Source organism: Streptomyces griseiscabiei (assembly GCF_020010925.1).
GTDB classification, from domain to species: Bacteria; Actinomycetota; Actinomycetes; order Streptomycetales; family Streptomycetaceae; genus Streptomyces; species Streptomyces griseiscabiei.
Genome location: NZ_JAGJBZ010000001.1, coordinates 2,398,937 through 2,414,531 on the forward strand (window position 1 = coordinate 2,398,937; position 15,595 = coordinate 2,414,531).

The window sequence follows — 15,595 nt, forward strand, 5'->3', positions numbered from 1 at the left end:
GACGCTGACCCGACCGGCGGGGGCCATGAGCGGGCCCCCGCCGGTCACTTGCCCCCCGGGGGTTGGTCAACTGCTCGCGCAGGCCGCCCCGTCGAGGGTGAAGGCGGCCGGTGCGGGGTTGGTCGCGCCCTTGCTCCCGATGAACCCGACCGTCACGGAACCCGCGGCCGGGATGGTGTTGGTGTAGGCGACGGGCTTCACGCTCACCGCGCTTCCGCTCTGGGTGGCGGTCCCGCCCCACATGTTGGTGACGGTCTGGCCGCCGGCGAACGTGAAGGCCAGGGTCCAGCCGCTGACGGCGGTGGTGCCGGTGTTGCGGACGACGATCTCGCCCTGGAAGCCGCCCGGCCACTCGTTGGTGGCCCGGTAGGTGACCGCGCAGTTCCCGGTGGGCGTGGAGCCGCCCTCGTCCGTGGTGACGTTCACCGTGGCCGAGCGGTTCGACCGGTTCCCTGCGGCGTCGCGGGCGTAGACGGCGAAGGTGTAGGCCGTGTCGGCGGTGAGGCCGGTCAGGGTGACGGTGGGGGTGGTGGAGGCGGCGAGCTTGGTCTCGGTGGAGCCGGAGACCCGGACGACGTCGTAGCCGGTGACGCCGACGTTGTCGGTGGCGGCGGTCCAGGAGAGCGTGGCCGAGGTCGCCGTCACCGCCGAGGCGGTGGGGGTGCCGGGGGTGCTCGGCGCCTGGGTGTCGCCGGGGGTGCCGCCGCCGAAGACCGTGGCCTCCTCGGCGGTCTGCGCGATGCCGTTGACGCCGTTGAAGATCCGCTGGCCCCAGGCGCTGAGCCGTGTGGGGTCGAAGCCGATCGACAGATCGAGGACCGGGTCGGTGTTGCCGCTCCACGACCAGGCGAGATAGCCGAGGTCGAGCTGCTCGGCGGCGGCCATCATGGTGTCCTCGTCCGGGTCGCCCCACTGGTCGGCGGGGCCGCCGAACTCGCCGATGAGCAGGGGCAGTCCGGCGTTCACGAAGGCGTTCAGATAGTCGGTGATCTCCGCGGCGGTGTCGAAGACGCTGTACATGTGGATGGAGAAGATCAGGTTGCCGGTGGTGTCGGCCTCGTACACGGACCGGGCGTTGGCGCGCATGACGCCCTGCCAGTCCTGGCCCCAGTTGGGCGCGTCCACCATGATCGTGTGCTGGAAGCCGGCGTTCCGCAGCTTCTGCACGGCGGCCTTGGTGGGCGCGGTCCAGCCCTCGGGGTTGGTGTTGCCCCAGGGCTCGTTGCCGATGTTGACGATGACGTAGTTCTCCTCGCCGGCGAGGACGTCCTTGAGGCTGATCCAGTAGTCGGCGGCGTGGTCCAGTGTCCCGGCCGCCGCCTCCTCGCCGTATCCGGTGGTGTCGTGCACCTCCAGGACGCAGATGAGCCGGTTGGCCTTGCACTGGGCGACGACGTTCGCCACGTCGGCGGGGCTGTTCCTCGTCCAGCGGTGCCCGTCGGAGAGGACGACACGGACGGTGTTGGCGCCCAGCGCCTTGATGTCGGCCAGCGACCGGGTCTGACCCGGGTACCAGGTGTGGGCGTGGTTGACGCCGCGCATCACGAAGTCGTTGCCGTTGGCCTCCCGCAGCCGGCCGTCGTCGATGTGCAGGCCGGTGGCCCGGACGTCGGGCGCGGACTGGGCGAGGGCGACGGCCGGGGCGAGGACGCCGAGGAGCGTGAGCGTGATCAGGCCCGCGAGCGCGGTCAGGAGGGTGCGCGGGAGACTCCCGCGTGGTGTGCTTCTTCCGGTTCTCATCGCGACTCCAGGTGGGGGTGGGCGCCGAGAAGTTCAGGCATCGAAACGGTGTGGGGGGTGGGATGGGTTCATGGGAGCGCTCCCATGAACCCATCTCGCCCCGTACACGTCAACCCTGCGCGCGTGCTCAGCGCCTGAGATTCGCACGCACCGCCGCCGCGACCACCGCGTCCCGCTCGGCGCCGGTGAACCGCCCCTCGGCCACCCACGCCTCGGCGAGGGCGCGCACCGCCCGGACGAAGGCCTCGGACGTCGCGAAGGGCGCCTGCGCCCAGAGCACGTCGAGGAAGGTCGCACCGTCGCCCCGGGCCCGGTTGGGAACCCCGGAGGCGGCCGTGCCGAACACCACGACGGGCTCGGAACGCCTGAAGTACGCGTGGTAACGGAGGTCGTTCCCGGCGAAGAACGGCGCGAGGGTCAGCCCGTGCGTGGTGAAGTGCAGCGGCCTGCCCTCGGGGCGGAGCACGTCCGCGAGATCGCCGCGCAGGGTGAAGTCCTTGTAGAAGGAGAAGTTCCGGAACCCGGTCTCCGCGCTCTGCGCGACCAGCAGCAGCGGGCCGAGGAACACCGACTGGACCGTGGGATCGTCCGGCGCCCGCTCCACCCGCAGCCGGTAGGGCGCGGAGATCCCGACCCGGTCGCCGCGCCGCCAGGTCCGGCTGAGCGTGAGGTACGACCCGGGCACGGCGTCGACCCGCTGCCGGACCCCGTTGACCGTCACGGTGAAGCCGCCCGTGGCCCAGGACGGCACCCGCAGCCGCAGGTCGAACGTGCCCCCGCCCTCCCGGAACGTCAGCGTGCGCACGCCCTCGGCCGGATAGGCGCTCGACTGGTCCAGCACGAGCCCCCGCTCCGGCCAGCGCAGCGTCGAGGCGAGGTAGAGGTTCACGTAGAGCGCGTCGCCGTCGGCGGAGCGGAAGTACACCGAGTCCTGGTACTTGGTGTGGTTCTCCATCCCGGTGCCGCCGCAGCAGGTGCCGGTGTTGCCGTACTCGCGCACCACCCCCGGGCCCATCCCCACGAAGTAGGTGACCTCCGGGCTGCCCGTGCTCGCCGCGTCCCGGCGGGAGGCGAGGATGTGGTTGGTCAGCCCCCGCTCGTAGTAGTCCATGTGCGCCGCGTCCGGCTCCCGGAAGAACAGCTGCCGGCTGAGCTTGAGCATGTTGTACGTCGCGCAGGTCTCGGCGTTCTTGTCGTCCAGGGTGGCCGCGATCGCGCCCCGCGCCTTGAACATCTCGCCCTGCCCGGTGCCGCCCAGGCTGTAGGTCCGGGGCCCGACGACCATGCCCCAGAAGTTCCGCGCGGCCTCGGCGTACCGCTCCTCGCCCGTCTCGTCGGACATCCGCAGATACCCGGTGAACTGCGGGATGTGCTGGTTGGCGTGGCGCCCGTCGAGGATGTCCCGGCCCTGGGCGCAGGCGTCGAGCAGCGCGGTGTTGTCGAAGCAGCGGGCGGCGGCGAGATGGGCCGCCCTGCCGGTGAGGGCGTACAGGTCGGCCATCACCTCGTTCATCCCGCCGTACTCACCGGCGATGTAGATGGACCACATACGGTCCAGCTGGGCCTTGGGCAGCCCGCCGAGCCTGCTGTGGACCCAGTCGCCCATCTTCGAGGCGATGGTGAGGGCCTGGGCGTTGCCCGCCAGGGTGTGCGCGTCGAGCAGACCCCGCATGATCTTGTGGCAGGTGTAGTAGGGCGCCCAGATCGTCGGGTACGTCGTGTAGCTCTCCAGCAGGACGAACTGCGTCTCCGGGTAGGCCGCCAGGAAGCCGGGGTGACTGGGTCTCGGGTTGCCGCGCTCGGCCAGCGCGGTCTGGCACTCGCCCAACGCGCCGACCAGATAGTCGAGTTTGGTCTTGAGGGCGGCCTCGCGGGTGTCCGCGTACGCCTGGGCGACGAGGGTGAGGAAGTGGCCGCCGTAGTGGCCGCGCAGATTGCCGTCGGCGGTCTCCCAGCCGCCGGGCGGCCGGGCGCCACGGGTGTCGAGGCCGGCGTTGGCGCGGAAGACCGCCAGGATGCGGTCGGCCGGGTAGGAGCGGGCGTAGTTCAGCATCAGATCGCGCTTGGCCCGGAACACTCCGTCGCCGAGGGTGACCTGGTCCAGGGGGAAGGGGCGGACCGACCAGGTGGCGGGGGTGGGCAAGGAGGCCGCGGCGGCGGGCCGGGCGGCGGCCTGTCCGGCGGGGGCGGCGTGCGCGGGCGAGACGGCCTGGGCGAGCGGGCCGACAGCCGCGGCGCCCGCGGCGAGGCTCAACAGCCGTCGCCTGGTGGGGGGTTGGGACATGCTCTCTCCTCCGATCTGCGGTGGTGCGGGGTGTGGGGGCTGGAGAAGCGGTCACGGCGGCCCTGTCACGGTGACCGTGCCGGGGCCGGTGGTGGTGCCGTCGGTTCTGTCACGGTGACCGTGGCGGTGGCCCGGTACGTCGTGCCCGCCACGGTTCCCGTCACCTCGAAGGTGCCGGGTTCGGCGTACCGCTCCGGCTCCACCGGGTCCCAGGTGACCTCGGCGCGGCTGTCCTTGGAGCCGTCGTTGTACGTGGCGACCACCGTGGAGGGAAGAGCGGGCGCCCGGCCGGTCCGGGTGGCGACGCGTTCCTCGGCGATGCTCGTGATCTCGACCGCGTCGGTCCGCCGCACCCACACGGTCGCGGTGACGGGCCGCGCGGCCCGCTCGGCGATCCCGGTGACCCGCACGCTCGTACCGCCCTCGGCGACCTGCTCGTCGGTGAGGGCGGGCCAGACGACGGGTGAGCGGGCCGTGGTGCCGTCCCCGTACACGAGCGTCACCTCGCCGGGGAGTTCCGGGACCGTGCCGCGCGGGGTCGGGACATGCACCTCGCGCACGGCCTCCGGGGTCTCCGCGTACACCTTCCACTCCTGGACGCCGAGCGCCAGGTTCGGATGCCCGGTGAGCCGGGCCCGCACGGCGGTCGTGGTGACGGGGGTGAAGGTGGTCCGGTTGTAGCCGTCCTCGGCGGTGCCGTAGCCGCTGGGCGAGGCGACCTCGCGCCAGGTGTCGCCGTCCCGGTACTCGACGACCCAGGACGCCGGGACCCCGACGCCGTCGCCCGCGCCGGGCTGGGCGTCGCGGAAGAAGTACAGGTCGGAGCCGTCCACCCGGACCGGGTCCGCCCAGGTGTACTGCACCCACTGGGTGCCCTTCTGCGGCCAGCTCCCCCAGCGCGGGGCGTCGGAGGACGAGGCGGGTTCGCGGCCGTCGTTGATCGCGGCCACGGACTCCCAGCCGGAGGTGTGGGAGGCGGTCGGTGTCGCGAAGGGCGCCACGTTCACCTGCCCGCCGGACAGCCCCTCCGCCTCGACGACGACCTTCTTCGACGTGGTCGACGTGCCGTCGGTGGCGGTGAGTTCGAGGGTGTAGGTACCGGCCGCCGTGAACCGGGCGACGGTCGTCGGGGCGGTCGGGTCGTCGAGGATGACCGTCCCGCCGTCCGGGCCGTCCGTCGCCCTCCACCCCGCGGACAGCTTCCCCTCCGGGAGGCCGTCGTCCTCGACGATGCCCGTCAGCCGCACCTGGCCGGGACGGCTGTACGTGGTGTCCCGCCATGCCTCGACGTACGGCGCGTGGTTGCGGGACGCCGGGGGCCAGACACCCGTGTCGAAGGCCTGGAACTCCTTCAGACCGCTGGTGTGGCCGTCCCGGTGCCGCATCAGCACCCGGAGTTTGCGCGTCGTCACCTTCTTGAAACGCACCTCGTTGAGATTGGCCCGGGGGTTGACGGGGGTCTTGGCGGGCCGGGACACGTCCCTCCACCGCCCGTCGCCGTCCTCGTACCGCACGGTGTAGAGCGCCGGTTCGGTGTAGCCGCCCGGCCGTTTGTCGGCGGCGAAGTACAGCCGTACGTCGTCGACGTCCCGCGCCCGCCCGAAGTCGACCTCGTACCAGTCCTCGTCGTTCCCCGAGCCGCGCGCGCCCCAGTGGGGTTCGTTGACGGTGAAGCCGTCGACCGCTCCGGCCACGCCCCGTCCCTCGGCCGCGTGGGAGGCGCGGGCGTCGGCCCCGGCGGCGAGGTTGTCCGTGGCCGTGCCGGTCAGGTCCCGCCCGGCCTTGGCGAACAGATCGGTGACCCGGTCCTTCCGGCCGTACGCGACGTCCTGCGGGGCGGCGACGGTCGTGCGCAGGCCCGTGGTGCGGGCCTTGGCCCCGCCCCCGTCCGGGAAGGTCACCCTGCGGGTGACGGGGTCGTAGACGAGACGGGTCAGCCGGTCGGCGGTGAGGGCGAGCCGGCCGTCCAGGTAGAGGGAGTAGCCCTCGGGGACCTGCCGACCGTACGGCCGTTTCCCGTCCCCCGGCTCGTCCCAGATCACCGCCACGTCCGTGCCCCGGTAGTTGATGTCGGTGACGGCGAAGTGCGGCCAGTCGACGTCGATCGGGGACAGCTCGATCCTCCGGTCGTCGCGTGGCCGGAAGCCCATCGCGTCCTCGATCACGGTCCAGTTGGTGGTGCCGAGGATGGTGTGGTGGATCCAGGAGCGGTAGCCGATCTTCTGCGGGTCGGCGCTGCCGTCGGCCCAGAACTCGTTCTGGTCGGGCCACCGGTTGTCGCCGTCGACGTAGTGGGCCCAGGCGTTCCAGGAGAGCAGCTTCTTGTACCAGGTGCGGTCGATGTACCGGTTGGGGTACTTCCGCAGCACCGAGGAGAGGAAGCGGAAGGTGACGGTGGAGTTGATGACCGAGAAGTTGTTGCTCCCCGGATGCCCCTGCTCGGCCGCCTCCGCCTTGTCGGCCTGGTTGGCGGTGAAGAAGGGGAAGACCGGGTACTGCTTCGCGTCCGCCCACAGCCGCAGGGCCTCGACGTACTGCGGGTCCTCGTCGGGCGTGGGCATCAGGCCCACGCTGTACGGGTAGTAGTTGTTGATCTCCTTCCAGGGCACCAGGCTGTCGCTCGCCACATGGCGGTGCTTGAGCAGCTTGTCGTCCGGGTCCCAGAGGTGTTCGAGGACCGCGTCCTTCACGCGCTGCGCGATGCCGCGCAGTTCCCCGGCCTTGGCGTCCTCGCCGAGCAGGTCGTAGGCGCGGGCCGCCGCCAGGGCGTTGCTGTACACGTACGCCGACTCGGCGCGGTCCAGGTTCCCCGGTTTCCAGTCGAACGACACCGCGTCGGCGTCGTTGCCGGTCATGGCGCCCCAGTCGTACTCGATCAGCCCGTTGCCGTCGTGGTCGTAGGCCGCCAGCTGGCCTTTGACGTCCTTCTCCGCGTACCGGGCGAGGTTGCGCGGGATGCCGTCCGGACCGCCGTGCACCTGGTAGGAGCGCCAGGCGGCCTCGGAGATGTACTGGGTGTAGCTGTTGGACCAGTTCTCGGGATCGCCGGGGTTGTCGGAGTACTTGCCGCTCTTCGACACCTCTCCGGCGGACACCCACGGCCCGTACGAGTAGCTCGGATCGCGCAGGTACTTGAGGTCGTCCACGAACATGCCGACGGTCAGCGCGATGGCGTTGTTGTAGCCGAGCACGCCCTCCATGGAGGTGGGGAACTGGTAGTCGCCGCCCGGGATGTCGGCGTCGAGGTAGTTGTACCGCAGCAGCCACCAGCGGTAGTAGAGCGTCTTCTCGATGTTGTCGTCCGGGAGGTCCATGAACGGCAGGTTCTCGGCCCACCAGCGGTTGTAGGCCTGCACGTGTGTACGGAAGGCCGCCTTCGGCGAGGCCTCGCGCACGGCGTCGTACGCGGGCCGGGAGTCGGTGATCTCCTCGGTGACGAAGCCGAGTTGGACCTTGGCGGTGACGGTGCGGCCCGCCCGGACCGTGAGGGTGCGGGTGAGTGTCCCGCCCTCGGGGGCGAAGCCGTCACCGCTCAGCCGGGGGAACACGGTCGTGAGGTTGTTCCTCGCGGCCACCGTGCCGGTGAGTTCGCGTCCCTCCGGGGTCGCGGTGTACGGGGAGGAGGCGCGCAGGGTGAGCGCACGGCTCCCGGTCCCGGTGTGGGAGAGGGCGAGGTTCGTCACGGCCACATTGGCGTCGGTGATGAACTTGGTCTGCACGACCTTCAGCCCGGTCGCCGCGTGGGTGAACGTGCTGCGCCAGTGACTGGGCGTCTGCGTACGGGAGTCGACGTCCTCGCGGAGGGTGAGCCGTTCCCCGTCCACGACCAGGTCGACCGTGTACGCGGACCGGTTGTCGATGCTCTCCCAGTACGCGACCTTGCCGCCGAAGCCGAGCGGGGCGGGGTCGTGCTCCTTCATGAACACCGCCCGGCCCCGGGTGAACAGCCAGTCCCCCGCCGGGTCCTCGCCCTCGCGGGCCAGCATCCGGTCCATCCAGAAGTCGGTGCCGTTCCCGGCCCTGCGGTCCGCGTCGTACTGGGCGCGCATCGTGCGGCGGACCGTGAAGCCGGCGGGCAACTCCGGTACGGGATCGGCCGATCCGGTGTAGACCGGGTACCCGACCGCCGGGTTGTCCGCCTCGGCCGGAACGGCGGCGGCGAGGCCGACGAGCACCCCGACGGCCAGCGCACCGGCCAGGGTCGCGCGCCACCGCCGTCTTCGGGGTCCGCGCACGGTCACCTCGCCTCCCCCGTCGGCAGCCACACCCGCATGGTGGAGGGCCCCCGTTCGGCCCAGGAGTGATAGGGCACGAGGACGATCTCGGCGGGCTCGGCGGGCTCGGCGGGGCGCTTCAGGGGTTCGTACGGCCAGGCCGCCTCGTCCCGTTCCGCGCGTGCGGCGATCTCCCCGGCGACGACGACCGTGCCGCCCGTGCCCTCGGCACCACCCGGCCCGTCCGCCGGCTCGACCGAGGTGTCCACCCGTACGGCGTCGACCTCGTGCCCCGCCGGGAGGTCGACGGACTCGGCGCAGTACACCAGCGGGCCGCGCTGGACGGCCACCGTGCCGCGTACGGCGTCGATGCGGGGGTCTGCGTGGATCCAGCGCGGGGCGACCGGGAGTTCGAGGCGTATCTCGTCGCCGGGCCGGAAGACCCGGGTGAGGGACGCCGTGCCCGGGGCGGCCGGGCGGTGGGTGCCCTCGGGGTCGGTCAGCCGGGCGGGAGCACCCGCCGCCCAGGCGGGCACGCGCAGCGACAGGGTCCAGGGGGCGGCCGGGGAGCGGACGATCCGGACGGTCACGGTCCCGTCGGACGGGTAGTCGGTGCGGATCCGCAGGGCGACGCCCCGGCCGCCGGTGAGGGTGGTGGCGATGTCGGCGTCGGCGTACTGGTGGAGCTGTACGCCCTCGTCGTCCGCCGTCGCGAGGTAGGCCGGGAGCTGGGCCAGGGTGCGGGCCACATTGGTCGGGCAGCAGGACACCGCGAACCAGGGGGCGCGCATCCCCGAGTCCGCGCGCGGGCTGTCGGCGTCCGCGCGCGGCGTGCTGCCCCGGTGCCGCCGGTGCAGGGTGTTGGCGTAGAAGAAGGACCGGCCGTCCTCGGCCGGGGAGGTGGCGACCACGTTGAACAGGGTCCGTTCGACGAGGTCGGCGAAGCGGGGTTCGCCGGTGGCCAGCAGCAGCCGCCAGGCGAGCATCACGGAGGCGACCCCGGCGCAGGTCTCCGAGTAGGCGCGGTCGGGGGGCAGGACGAAGTCGGCGCCGAAGGACTCGTCGCGGTGGTGCGAGCCCATGCCGCCGGTGAGGTGGGTGCGGCGGGCGACGGTGGCCTCCCACTGCCGTACGACGGCGGCGAGCAGTTCCTCGTCGCCGGTCTCCACGGCCACGTCGACCGCCCCGGCGGCGAGATAGAGGGCGCGGACGGCGTGGCCGCGCAGGACGGTGGCCCGGCGGACCGGGATGTCGTCCTGGAAGTAGGCGGCGCCGAACTCGCCCTCGGTGAGGGTGCCGTGGCCGCGTCGCTCGACGAACAGGGCGGCCTGTTCCAGGTAGCGCTGCCGGCCGGTGAGCCGGGCCAGTTCCACGAGGGCGGACTCGATCTGGGGATGGCCGCAGAAGGACTCGACGCCGCCGGGGCCGAAGGTGGCGCAGACTTGGTCGGCGGCCCGCTCGGCGATCTTCGCGAGTTCGCCCCCGCCCCGGGCACGGGCCTGGGCCACCCCGGCCTGGATCAGATGGCCCTGGCAGTACAGTTCGTGGCCCTCTTCGAGGTCGCTGTAGCGGGCCGGCTGCCCCGGTCGGCCGAAGGCGGTGCTCAGATAGCCGTCCGGGTCCTGGGCGGGGGCGACGAGGTCGGTGAGGGCGGTGACATCGGCGTCCAGCGCGGTGCCGTCGCCGTTCGCGGCCCCCCAGGACATGGCTTCGAGCAGCTTGTAGATCTCGGAGTCGGCGAACTCCCTTCCCCGCCGGTCCTGTTCGATCCTGCCCTCGACGGCGGCCCGGAAGTTCCCGGTCCAGCCGACCCGGTCCATCCAGTCACGGCAGTGGCCGAGCGTGGCGGTCGTGTTGGTGTGCCGTCGCCGGGCCCAGAAACCCCCGGTGATCCTGACCTCGTCGAGGCCGAGCGGCCTGAGCCGGCCACGGGTCGGCGCCACGGGCAGGACGGATGACGTCACCGCGATCTCCCTCACCTGTTCATGCCTTCGGTTCGTCCCTTCGGTCGGTGATCGGTGCAGGTCGGAGGTGCCCGGGGACACCGTGCCTCAGCCCTTGAGCGCGCCGGACATGAAGCCCCGGACGTAGTGCCGTTGCAGAAGCAGGAAGAGGAGCAGACAGGGCACGGCGAGGACCACCACGCCCGCCTCGGTCGCGCCGTAGTCGACGGCGCCCATGCTCTGCTGCCGCAGGTTGGCGACGGCCAGCGGCAGCGGCGCCTTCTCGCTGTCGGAGACGAGGATCAGCGGGGCGATGAAGTCGTTCCAGGCGGCGAGGAACGCGAACAGCCCCACGGTGATCAGTCCCGGCCGTACCGCCGGGAGGAGCACCCGGCGCAGCGCGCCCGCCGTGCCGCAGCCGTCGACGAGCGCCGACTCCTCCAGCTCACGCGGCACCGCCTCGAAGGAGATCCGCATCATGAAGGTGGCGAACGGCAGCTGGAACATGGCCAGCACCAGGCTCAGCCCGATCAGCGAGTTCTGCAGCTGCAGTCTGCCGAGCAGCACGTAGAGCGGGATGAGCAGGGTGGCGTACGGGACCATCAGGATGGCCAGGGTCAGCAGGAACAGCAGGTTCTTGCCGGGGAAGTCGAAGCGGGCGAAGGCGTAGCCGCCGAGCAGGGACACCCCGAGGGTGAGGGCGACGGTCAGTGCGGAGACGACCGTGCTGTTGAGCAGGTACTGCCACAGGCCCGCGTCGTACTCCAGCAGCGTCCGGTAGTTGCCGAGCCCGTACCCCGCTTCCTGCGCGGTGCCGGGCTGTGGGCTGACCGAGGCCCAGGTGTTCCACAGCAGCGGGAAGAGGAAGATGACGGCCAGTCCTCCGGCGACGACGTGGTACGGCGTACGGCCGAGGGCGCGGGACAGCACGGCGGATCCCCTCTCATCAGGTCTCATTGCTCGTCGGCGCGGCGCAGACCGCGGAACTGCAGGGCGTTGAGCAGGAGCAGCACGGCCAGCACGATGATCGACAGGGCGGCGGCGGTGCCGAGGTCCAGCCGCTGGAAGGCCTCGCGGTAGATCAACTGCACGACGGTGACGGTGCTGTTGTCGGGGCCGCCCTTGGTGAGGATGAAGAACTGGTCGAAGGCGAGCAGCGATCCGGTCACGCACAGGAGCAGGGTGAGCGCGAGGGACGGGCGCAGCAGGGGCAGCGTGATCGAGCGGAAGATCTGGGCGCGGCTCGCGCCGTCCATCCGCGCCGCCTCGTACACCTCGTGCGGGATTCGCTGCAGGCCCACCAGCAGGATCAGCATGTAGAACCCGGCGAACTTCCAGACGATCAGGAACACCGTGGACAGCAGCGCGGTGGTCGGCGTACCGAGGAAGGACACCTCGTCGTCGGCGAGACCGAGTGCTCGCAGGAGGTCGCCGAGCGGGCCGGTGGTCGGGCTGTACAGGCCCCAGAAGAGCAGGGAGGCGGAGGCCAGACCGAGGGCGCCGGGCAGGAAGTAGACCGTGCGGTAGAAGCCGGCGCCCGGCCGTGACTCCTGGACCAGCAGGGCGAGCAGCAGCGCCAGGCCGAGCAGGACGACGGTGACGACCCCGGTGTAGAGGAGGGTGAAGCGGACTGCGGGCCAGAACAGCGGGGCGTCGGTGATGTCGGTGTAGTTCTCGGGGGCGTTGACGCCCCGGTCCCCGGTGAGCAGCGGCCAGTCGCTGAGCGACATCTGTCCGACGAGGAGGAGGGGCAGGACGAAGAAGACGAGGACGAACACGGCGGTCGGGGCCGCGTAGGCGAGCCCCTGGACCTTGCGGGACCGCCACCGGGGCGCCGCCGCGCGCGGCGGGCGGCCGGCCCGGCCCCGGCGCTCCGGCCGGGCCGGGTGCGCGGCCGGCGCGGACTCCGCCACCTTCACCTGCATGCCTCTCCTCCGTCGACGGTCGCGGGATCCGTGCATGGGGTCTGCGCCGGCCGGTGGGACCTCAGTCGGCGAGGGACTTGCTGACGGCGTCGTTGTCCTTGTCGACGGACGTCCCGTCGCCGAAGACCGCGTCGCGCATCAGGGTCAGCCAGGGCCCGTTGGGGTCGTTGAAGGTCTGGCCGAACTTCAGCGCGTACGGGGTCCGTCCGTCGGCGACGAGTTCGTTGATGGTGACGAGCCGGGGGTCGGCGTCGGAGTACTTGTTGGACGCCAGGTCGGTGCGGGCCACGACGTCCTTGTGCGCGGCGACGACGTCGACCTGGGCCTTGTCGCCGAGGGTCCAGGCGAGGAAGTTCCAGGCCTGGTCGGCCTGCTCGCTGGTCGCGGAGATACCGATGGCGTCGCCTCCGACGAAGGTGGACCTGCCGCCGTCGGGGCCGGGGATGGGGGCGACACCGAGGTCGAGATCCTTGGGCATCAGTCCGAGCGTGGTCGACGGCATCGGCATCACCCCGACCTTGCCCTTGGGGAACACCCCGGTCCACGTCGTGCCCGTCTCGTCCTTCGCGCCGGGCGCCACGATGTCGTCGTCGACCCAGCCCCGGTAGGTGTCGTACACCTTCTTGGCGGTGGCGGAGGCGAGCAGCGCCTCGGTGCCGTCCTCGTCGAGGACCTCCTCGCCGCCGGCCCAGATGGACGGCCACCAGGTGAAGACACCGCAGCCGCCGCAGTTGCCGCCGAAGAAGGTGCCGTCGACGCCCTTGCCGAGCGCGTCCACCGCGCGGGCCTGCTGGTCCCATTCGGCGAGGGTCGTGGGCGGCTTCTCGGGGTCGAGCTTCGCCTTCCGGTACAGGTCCTTGTTGTAGAAGAGCACCGACAGGTCGAGGGTGTGCGGCACCACGTACTTCTTGTCCTCGTACGTACCGGCCTTGATGTGCGACTGGGCCAGTTTCCCGGCGAAGGGCAGGGCGTCGACGCGTTCGGTGAGGTCGGCGAAGAGGCCGCTGGAGGTGTAGTTGGGGACGAAGACCACGTCGGAGGCGAACAGGTCGGGCAGGTCCTTGGAGCCGGCGGCGGCGCCGACCTTGGCCTGGTAGTCGTCGGTGGGGACGACGGTCAGCTCGACCTTGTTCTTGTGGCTCGCGTTGTACGCCTTGACCAGGGCCTCGCTCTGCGGCCGGGTCGCGGCGCGGGTCCACATCGTGAGCGTGGCGCCGTCGTCGGCGCCGGTGGCGTTCGCCGCGCCGCCGCCTCCGCCGCCGTCCGAACCGCCGTCGCCCGAACCGCAGGCGGTGACGAGGCTCGCGGCGGCGAGCAGTGCGACGGCCCCGGTGGCGAGGCGGCCCGCGCGGCCATGTGGTCCGACCGTGCTCCCCATGTTCGATCCCCCTTGTTTCGCGGCAGGCCGTGCGGGGCCCGCCGGTCGGGACGGTGATGTGGTGGCACTGAACCGAGAGAAGGGAACGAGAAGAGCTGGAAGAACGGGAACGAAAAGAAACCGAAAAGGCTTTCTGAGACGCTAGGACGCACTCGAACACCCGTCAATCCCCTTGCAGAGAGCGGTTGTCGGCGACTCTGCCGGTGCCGCACAGAAACGCGTGGCAGCATCGTGACCGAAACGTTTCCCGTAAGCTTCGGGGTGGCGCGTGTCATCCTCGGCGAGGTCGGCACGTGTGGCGAGACAGGAGATCACCCATGGCACAGGCCACCGGCCCCTCTCGTTCGCAGCCCGCCACGCTCGGCGACGTCGCCCGGCTGGCGGGCGTCTCGATCGCCACGGCGTCCAAGGCGCTCAACGGCCGCAGCCAGGTCCGCGCGGAGACCAGGCAGCGGGTCGTCGAGGCCGCCGAGCGGCTGTCGTTCCGCCCGAACCAGGTCGCGCGCGGGCTGCTCGCCGGGCGCACCGGCACGGTCGGGCTGATCACCAGCGACCTGGAGGGCAGATTCGGCATACCGATCCTGATGGGCGCCGAGGACGCCTTCGGCGCGGGCGAGGTCGCGGTCTTCCTGTGCGACGCGCGCGGCGACGCGATCCGTGAACAGCACCATCTGCGGGCCCTGTTGGGCCGCCGCGTCGACGGTCTCATCGTGGTCGGCAGCCGCACCGACCCCCGCCCCTCCCTGGGCCGCGAACTACCGGTCCCGGTGGTCTACGCCTACGCACCCTCCGACGACCCGGAGGACTTCTCCGTGGTCCCGGACAGCATCGGCGCCGGGCGCATCGCGGTGGACCATCTCCTCGCCTGCGGCCGCACCCGGATCGCCCACATCACCGGCGACCCCGGCTATCTCGCCGCGCAGGACCGGGCCCAGGGGGCGCGGGCCGCGCTCGCCGACGCCGGGCTCTCCCTGATCGGCGAACCCCGGTTCGGGGCCTGGTCGGAGGGGTGGGGGCGGGCCGCCACCGCGATGCTCCTCGACCGCCATCCCGACATCGACGCCGTCCTGTGCGGCAGCGACCAGATCGCCCGCGGCGTGATGGAGGTTCTCCGCGAACGCGGCCACCGCGTCCCCGACGACATCGCCGTCATGGGCTTCGACAACTGGCAGATCATGACCACCGGCTCCCGCCCACCCCTGACCAGCGTCGACATGAACCTCGAACAGGTCGGCCGCGTCGCCGCCCACGCCCTCTTCACCGCCATCTCCGGCACGGCCCACACCGGGGTGGAGACCCTCCCCTGCAAGGTGGTGATCCGGGGGTCGACGGCACCGTTGTCGTGAGGAGTGGCGCGGGGCCGGGTCAGCCGCCTGCGGCGCCCCGGGCGACCGCTTCCGCGAGGACGGCCGCCACCCGGCCGGGGTGGGAGAGGTGCGGGGAGTGCCCGGAGGGGACCCGCACACGGTGCGCGGCCCGCGCCGCCCACTGTTCCTGGACCGAGGGCGGCAGCGCCCGGTCCTCGGTGGCGACGACGTACGTCACGGGGACGTCCGTCGGCGCGGCGCCCAGCTTCTCGGTGAAGGCGCGCGTGCCCTGCCAGTTGAGGCGCGCGACGGCCTCGGCGGTCAGAGCGGGATCGACGCCGCTGAAGACGGACTCCGCCGGGTCCCCCACTCTGACGGCGAGCCCGTCCGGCGAACGGGTCCAGGTGGGCGGGAAGTCGCCGCCCATCCATTCCGTCATCGAAGTGCCGGGGTCCAGGGCGAACGCGGCGATGAGGACGAGCCCGACGACCCGGTCCGTCGCGGCGGCGGCCCACGTGGCGGGGACACCGCCGTAGGAGTGGGCGGCGAGCACAACGGGCCCTTCGACGGCCTCGACGGCGGCACGGACGGCCGCCACGTCCTCGGTCAGCCCCTGGGCGGCGGCGCTGTCGGGGTCGCTGCTGGGCAGTCGCACGGCCCGGGAGGCGACGCCGAGCGCGGTGAGCCGTTCGCGCAGCGGGTCGAAGATCCACGGGGTGTGCATCGCGCCGTGCACCAGCACGACGGTGGGGTTCGTCAAGGGAAGTCCTCAGGTGCGGAAGGTGGGTGAACGGGTGGGCGGGC

Annotated in this window: 9 protein-coding genes; 1 reads left to right on the forward strand and 8 read right to left on the reverse strand. The window is 71.8% G+C overall.

Annotated elements, in window-relative coordinates:
* Positions 1-66 precede the first annotated feature (66 nt).
* The 7 genes from J8M51_RS10310 to J8M51_RS10340 form a co-directional block, all read right to left on the reverse strand.
* Positions 67-1,740, reverse strand: a complete 1,674-nt coding sequence (locus J8M51_RS10310) for a cellulase family glycosylhydrolase (RefSeq protein WP_086756574.1) — start codon at positions 1,738-1,740, stop codon at positions 67-69.
* Positions 1,741-1,867: 127 nt separating this feature from the next.
* Positions 1,868-4,024 carry a glycoside hydrolase family 127 protein gene (locus J8M51_RS10315; RefSeq protein ID WP_267299126.1) on the reverse strand — a complete coding sequence of 719 codons (2,157 nt, stop codon included), beginning with the start codon at positions 4,022-4,024 and terminating at the stop codon, positions 1,868-1,870.
* 65 nt (positions 4,025-4,089) lie between these two features.
* The gene (locus tag J8M51_RS10320; RefSeq protein WP_267299127.1) at positions 4,090-8,289 is read right to left on the reverse strand and encodes an Ig-like domain-containing protein; all 4,200 of its coding nucleotides are present in this window, start codon (positions 8,287-8,289) and stop codon (positions 4,090-4,092) included.
* The gene (locus J8M51_RS10325) at positions 8,262-10,202 is read right to left on the reverse strand and encodes a glycoside hydrolase family 127 protein (protein WP_086759923.1); all 1,941 of its coding nucleotides are present in this window, start codon (positions 10,200-10,202) and stop codon (positions 8,262-8,264) included. The genes J8M51_RS10320 and J8M51_RS10325 overlap by 28 nt, the downstream gene beginning before the upstream one ends.
* Positions 10,203-10,289: 87 nt before the next feature.
* On the reverse strand, positions 10,290-11,111 hold the full coding sequence (locus tag J8M51_RS10330; protein WP_086759917.1) for a carbohydrate ABC transporter permease: 822 nt from the start codon (positions 11,109-11,111) through the stop codon (positions 10,290-10,292).
* 23 nt (positions 11,112-11,134) lie between these two features.
* Entirely contained in the window at positions 11,135-12,106 is a 972-nt protein-coding gene (locus J8M51_RS10335) for a carbohydrate ABC transporter permease (protein WP_216591096.1), read from the reverse strand.
* Positions 12,107-12,167: 61 nt separating this feature from the next.
* Entirely contained in the window at positions 12,168-13,484 is a 1,317-nt protein-coding gene (locus J8M51_RS10340; RefSeq protein ID WP_086763327.1) for an ABC transporter substrate-binding protein, read from the reverse strand.
* Positions 13,485-13,801: 317 nt separating this feature from the next.
* Between J8M51_RS10340 and J8M51_RS10345 the strand changes: the two genes are divergently transcribed.
* Positions 13,802-14,830, forward strand: coding sequence for a LacI family DNA-binding transcriptional regulator (locus tag J8M51_RS10345; RefSeq protein ID WP_086763325.1), 1,029 nt, complete (start codon positions 13,802-13,804; stop codon positions 14,828-14,830).
* A 19-nt stretch (positions 14,831-14,849) separates the two neighbouring features.
* On the opposite strand, the gene J8M51_RS10350 is transcribed toward J8M51_RS10345, so the two are convergent.
* Entirely contained in the window at positions 14,850-15,551 is a 702-nt protein-coding gene (locus tag J8M51_RS10350; protein ID WP_236067980.1) for an alpha/beta fold hydrolase, read from the reverse strand.
* Between the last annotated feature and the right edge of the window lie 44 nt (positions 15,552-15,595).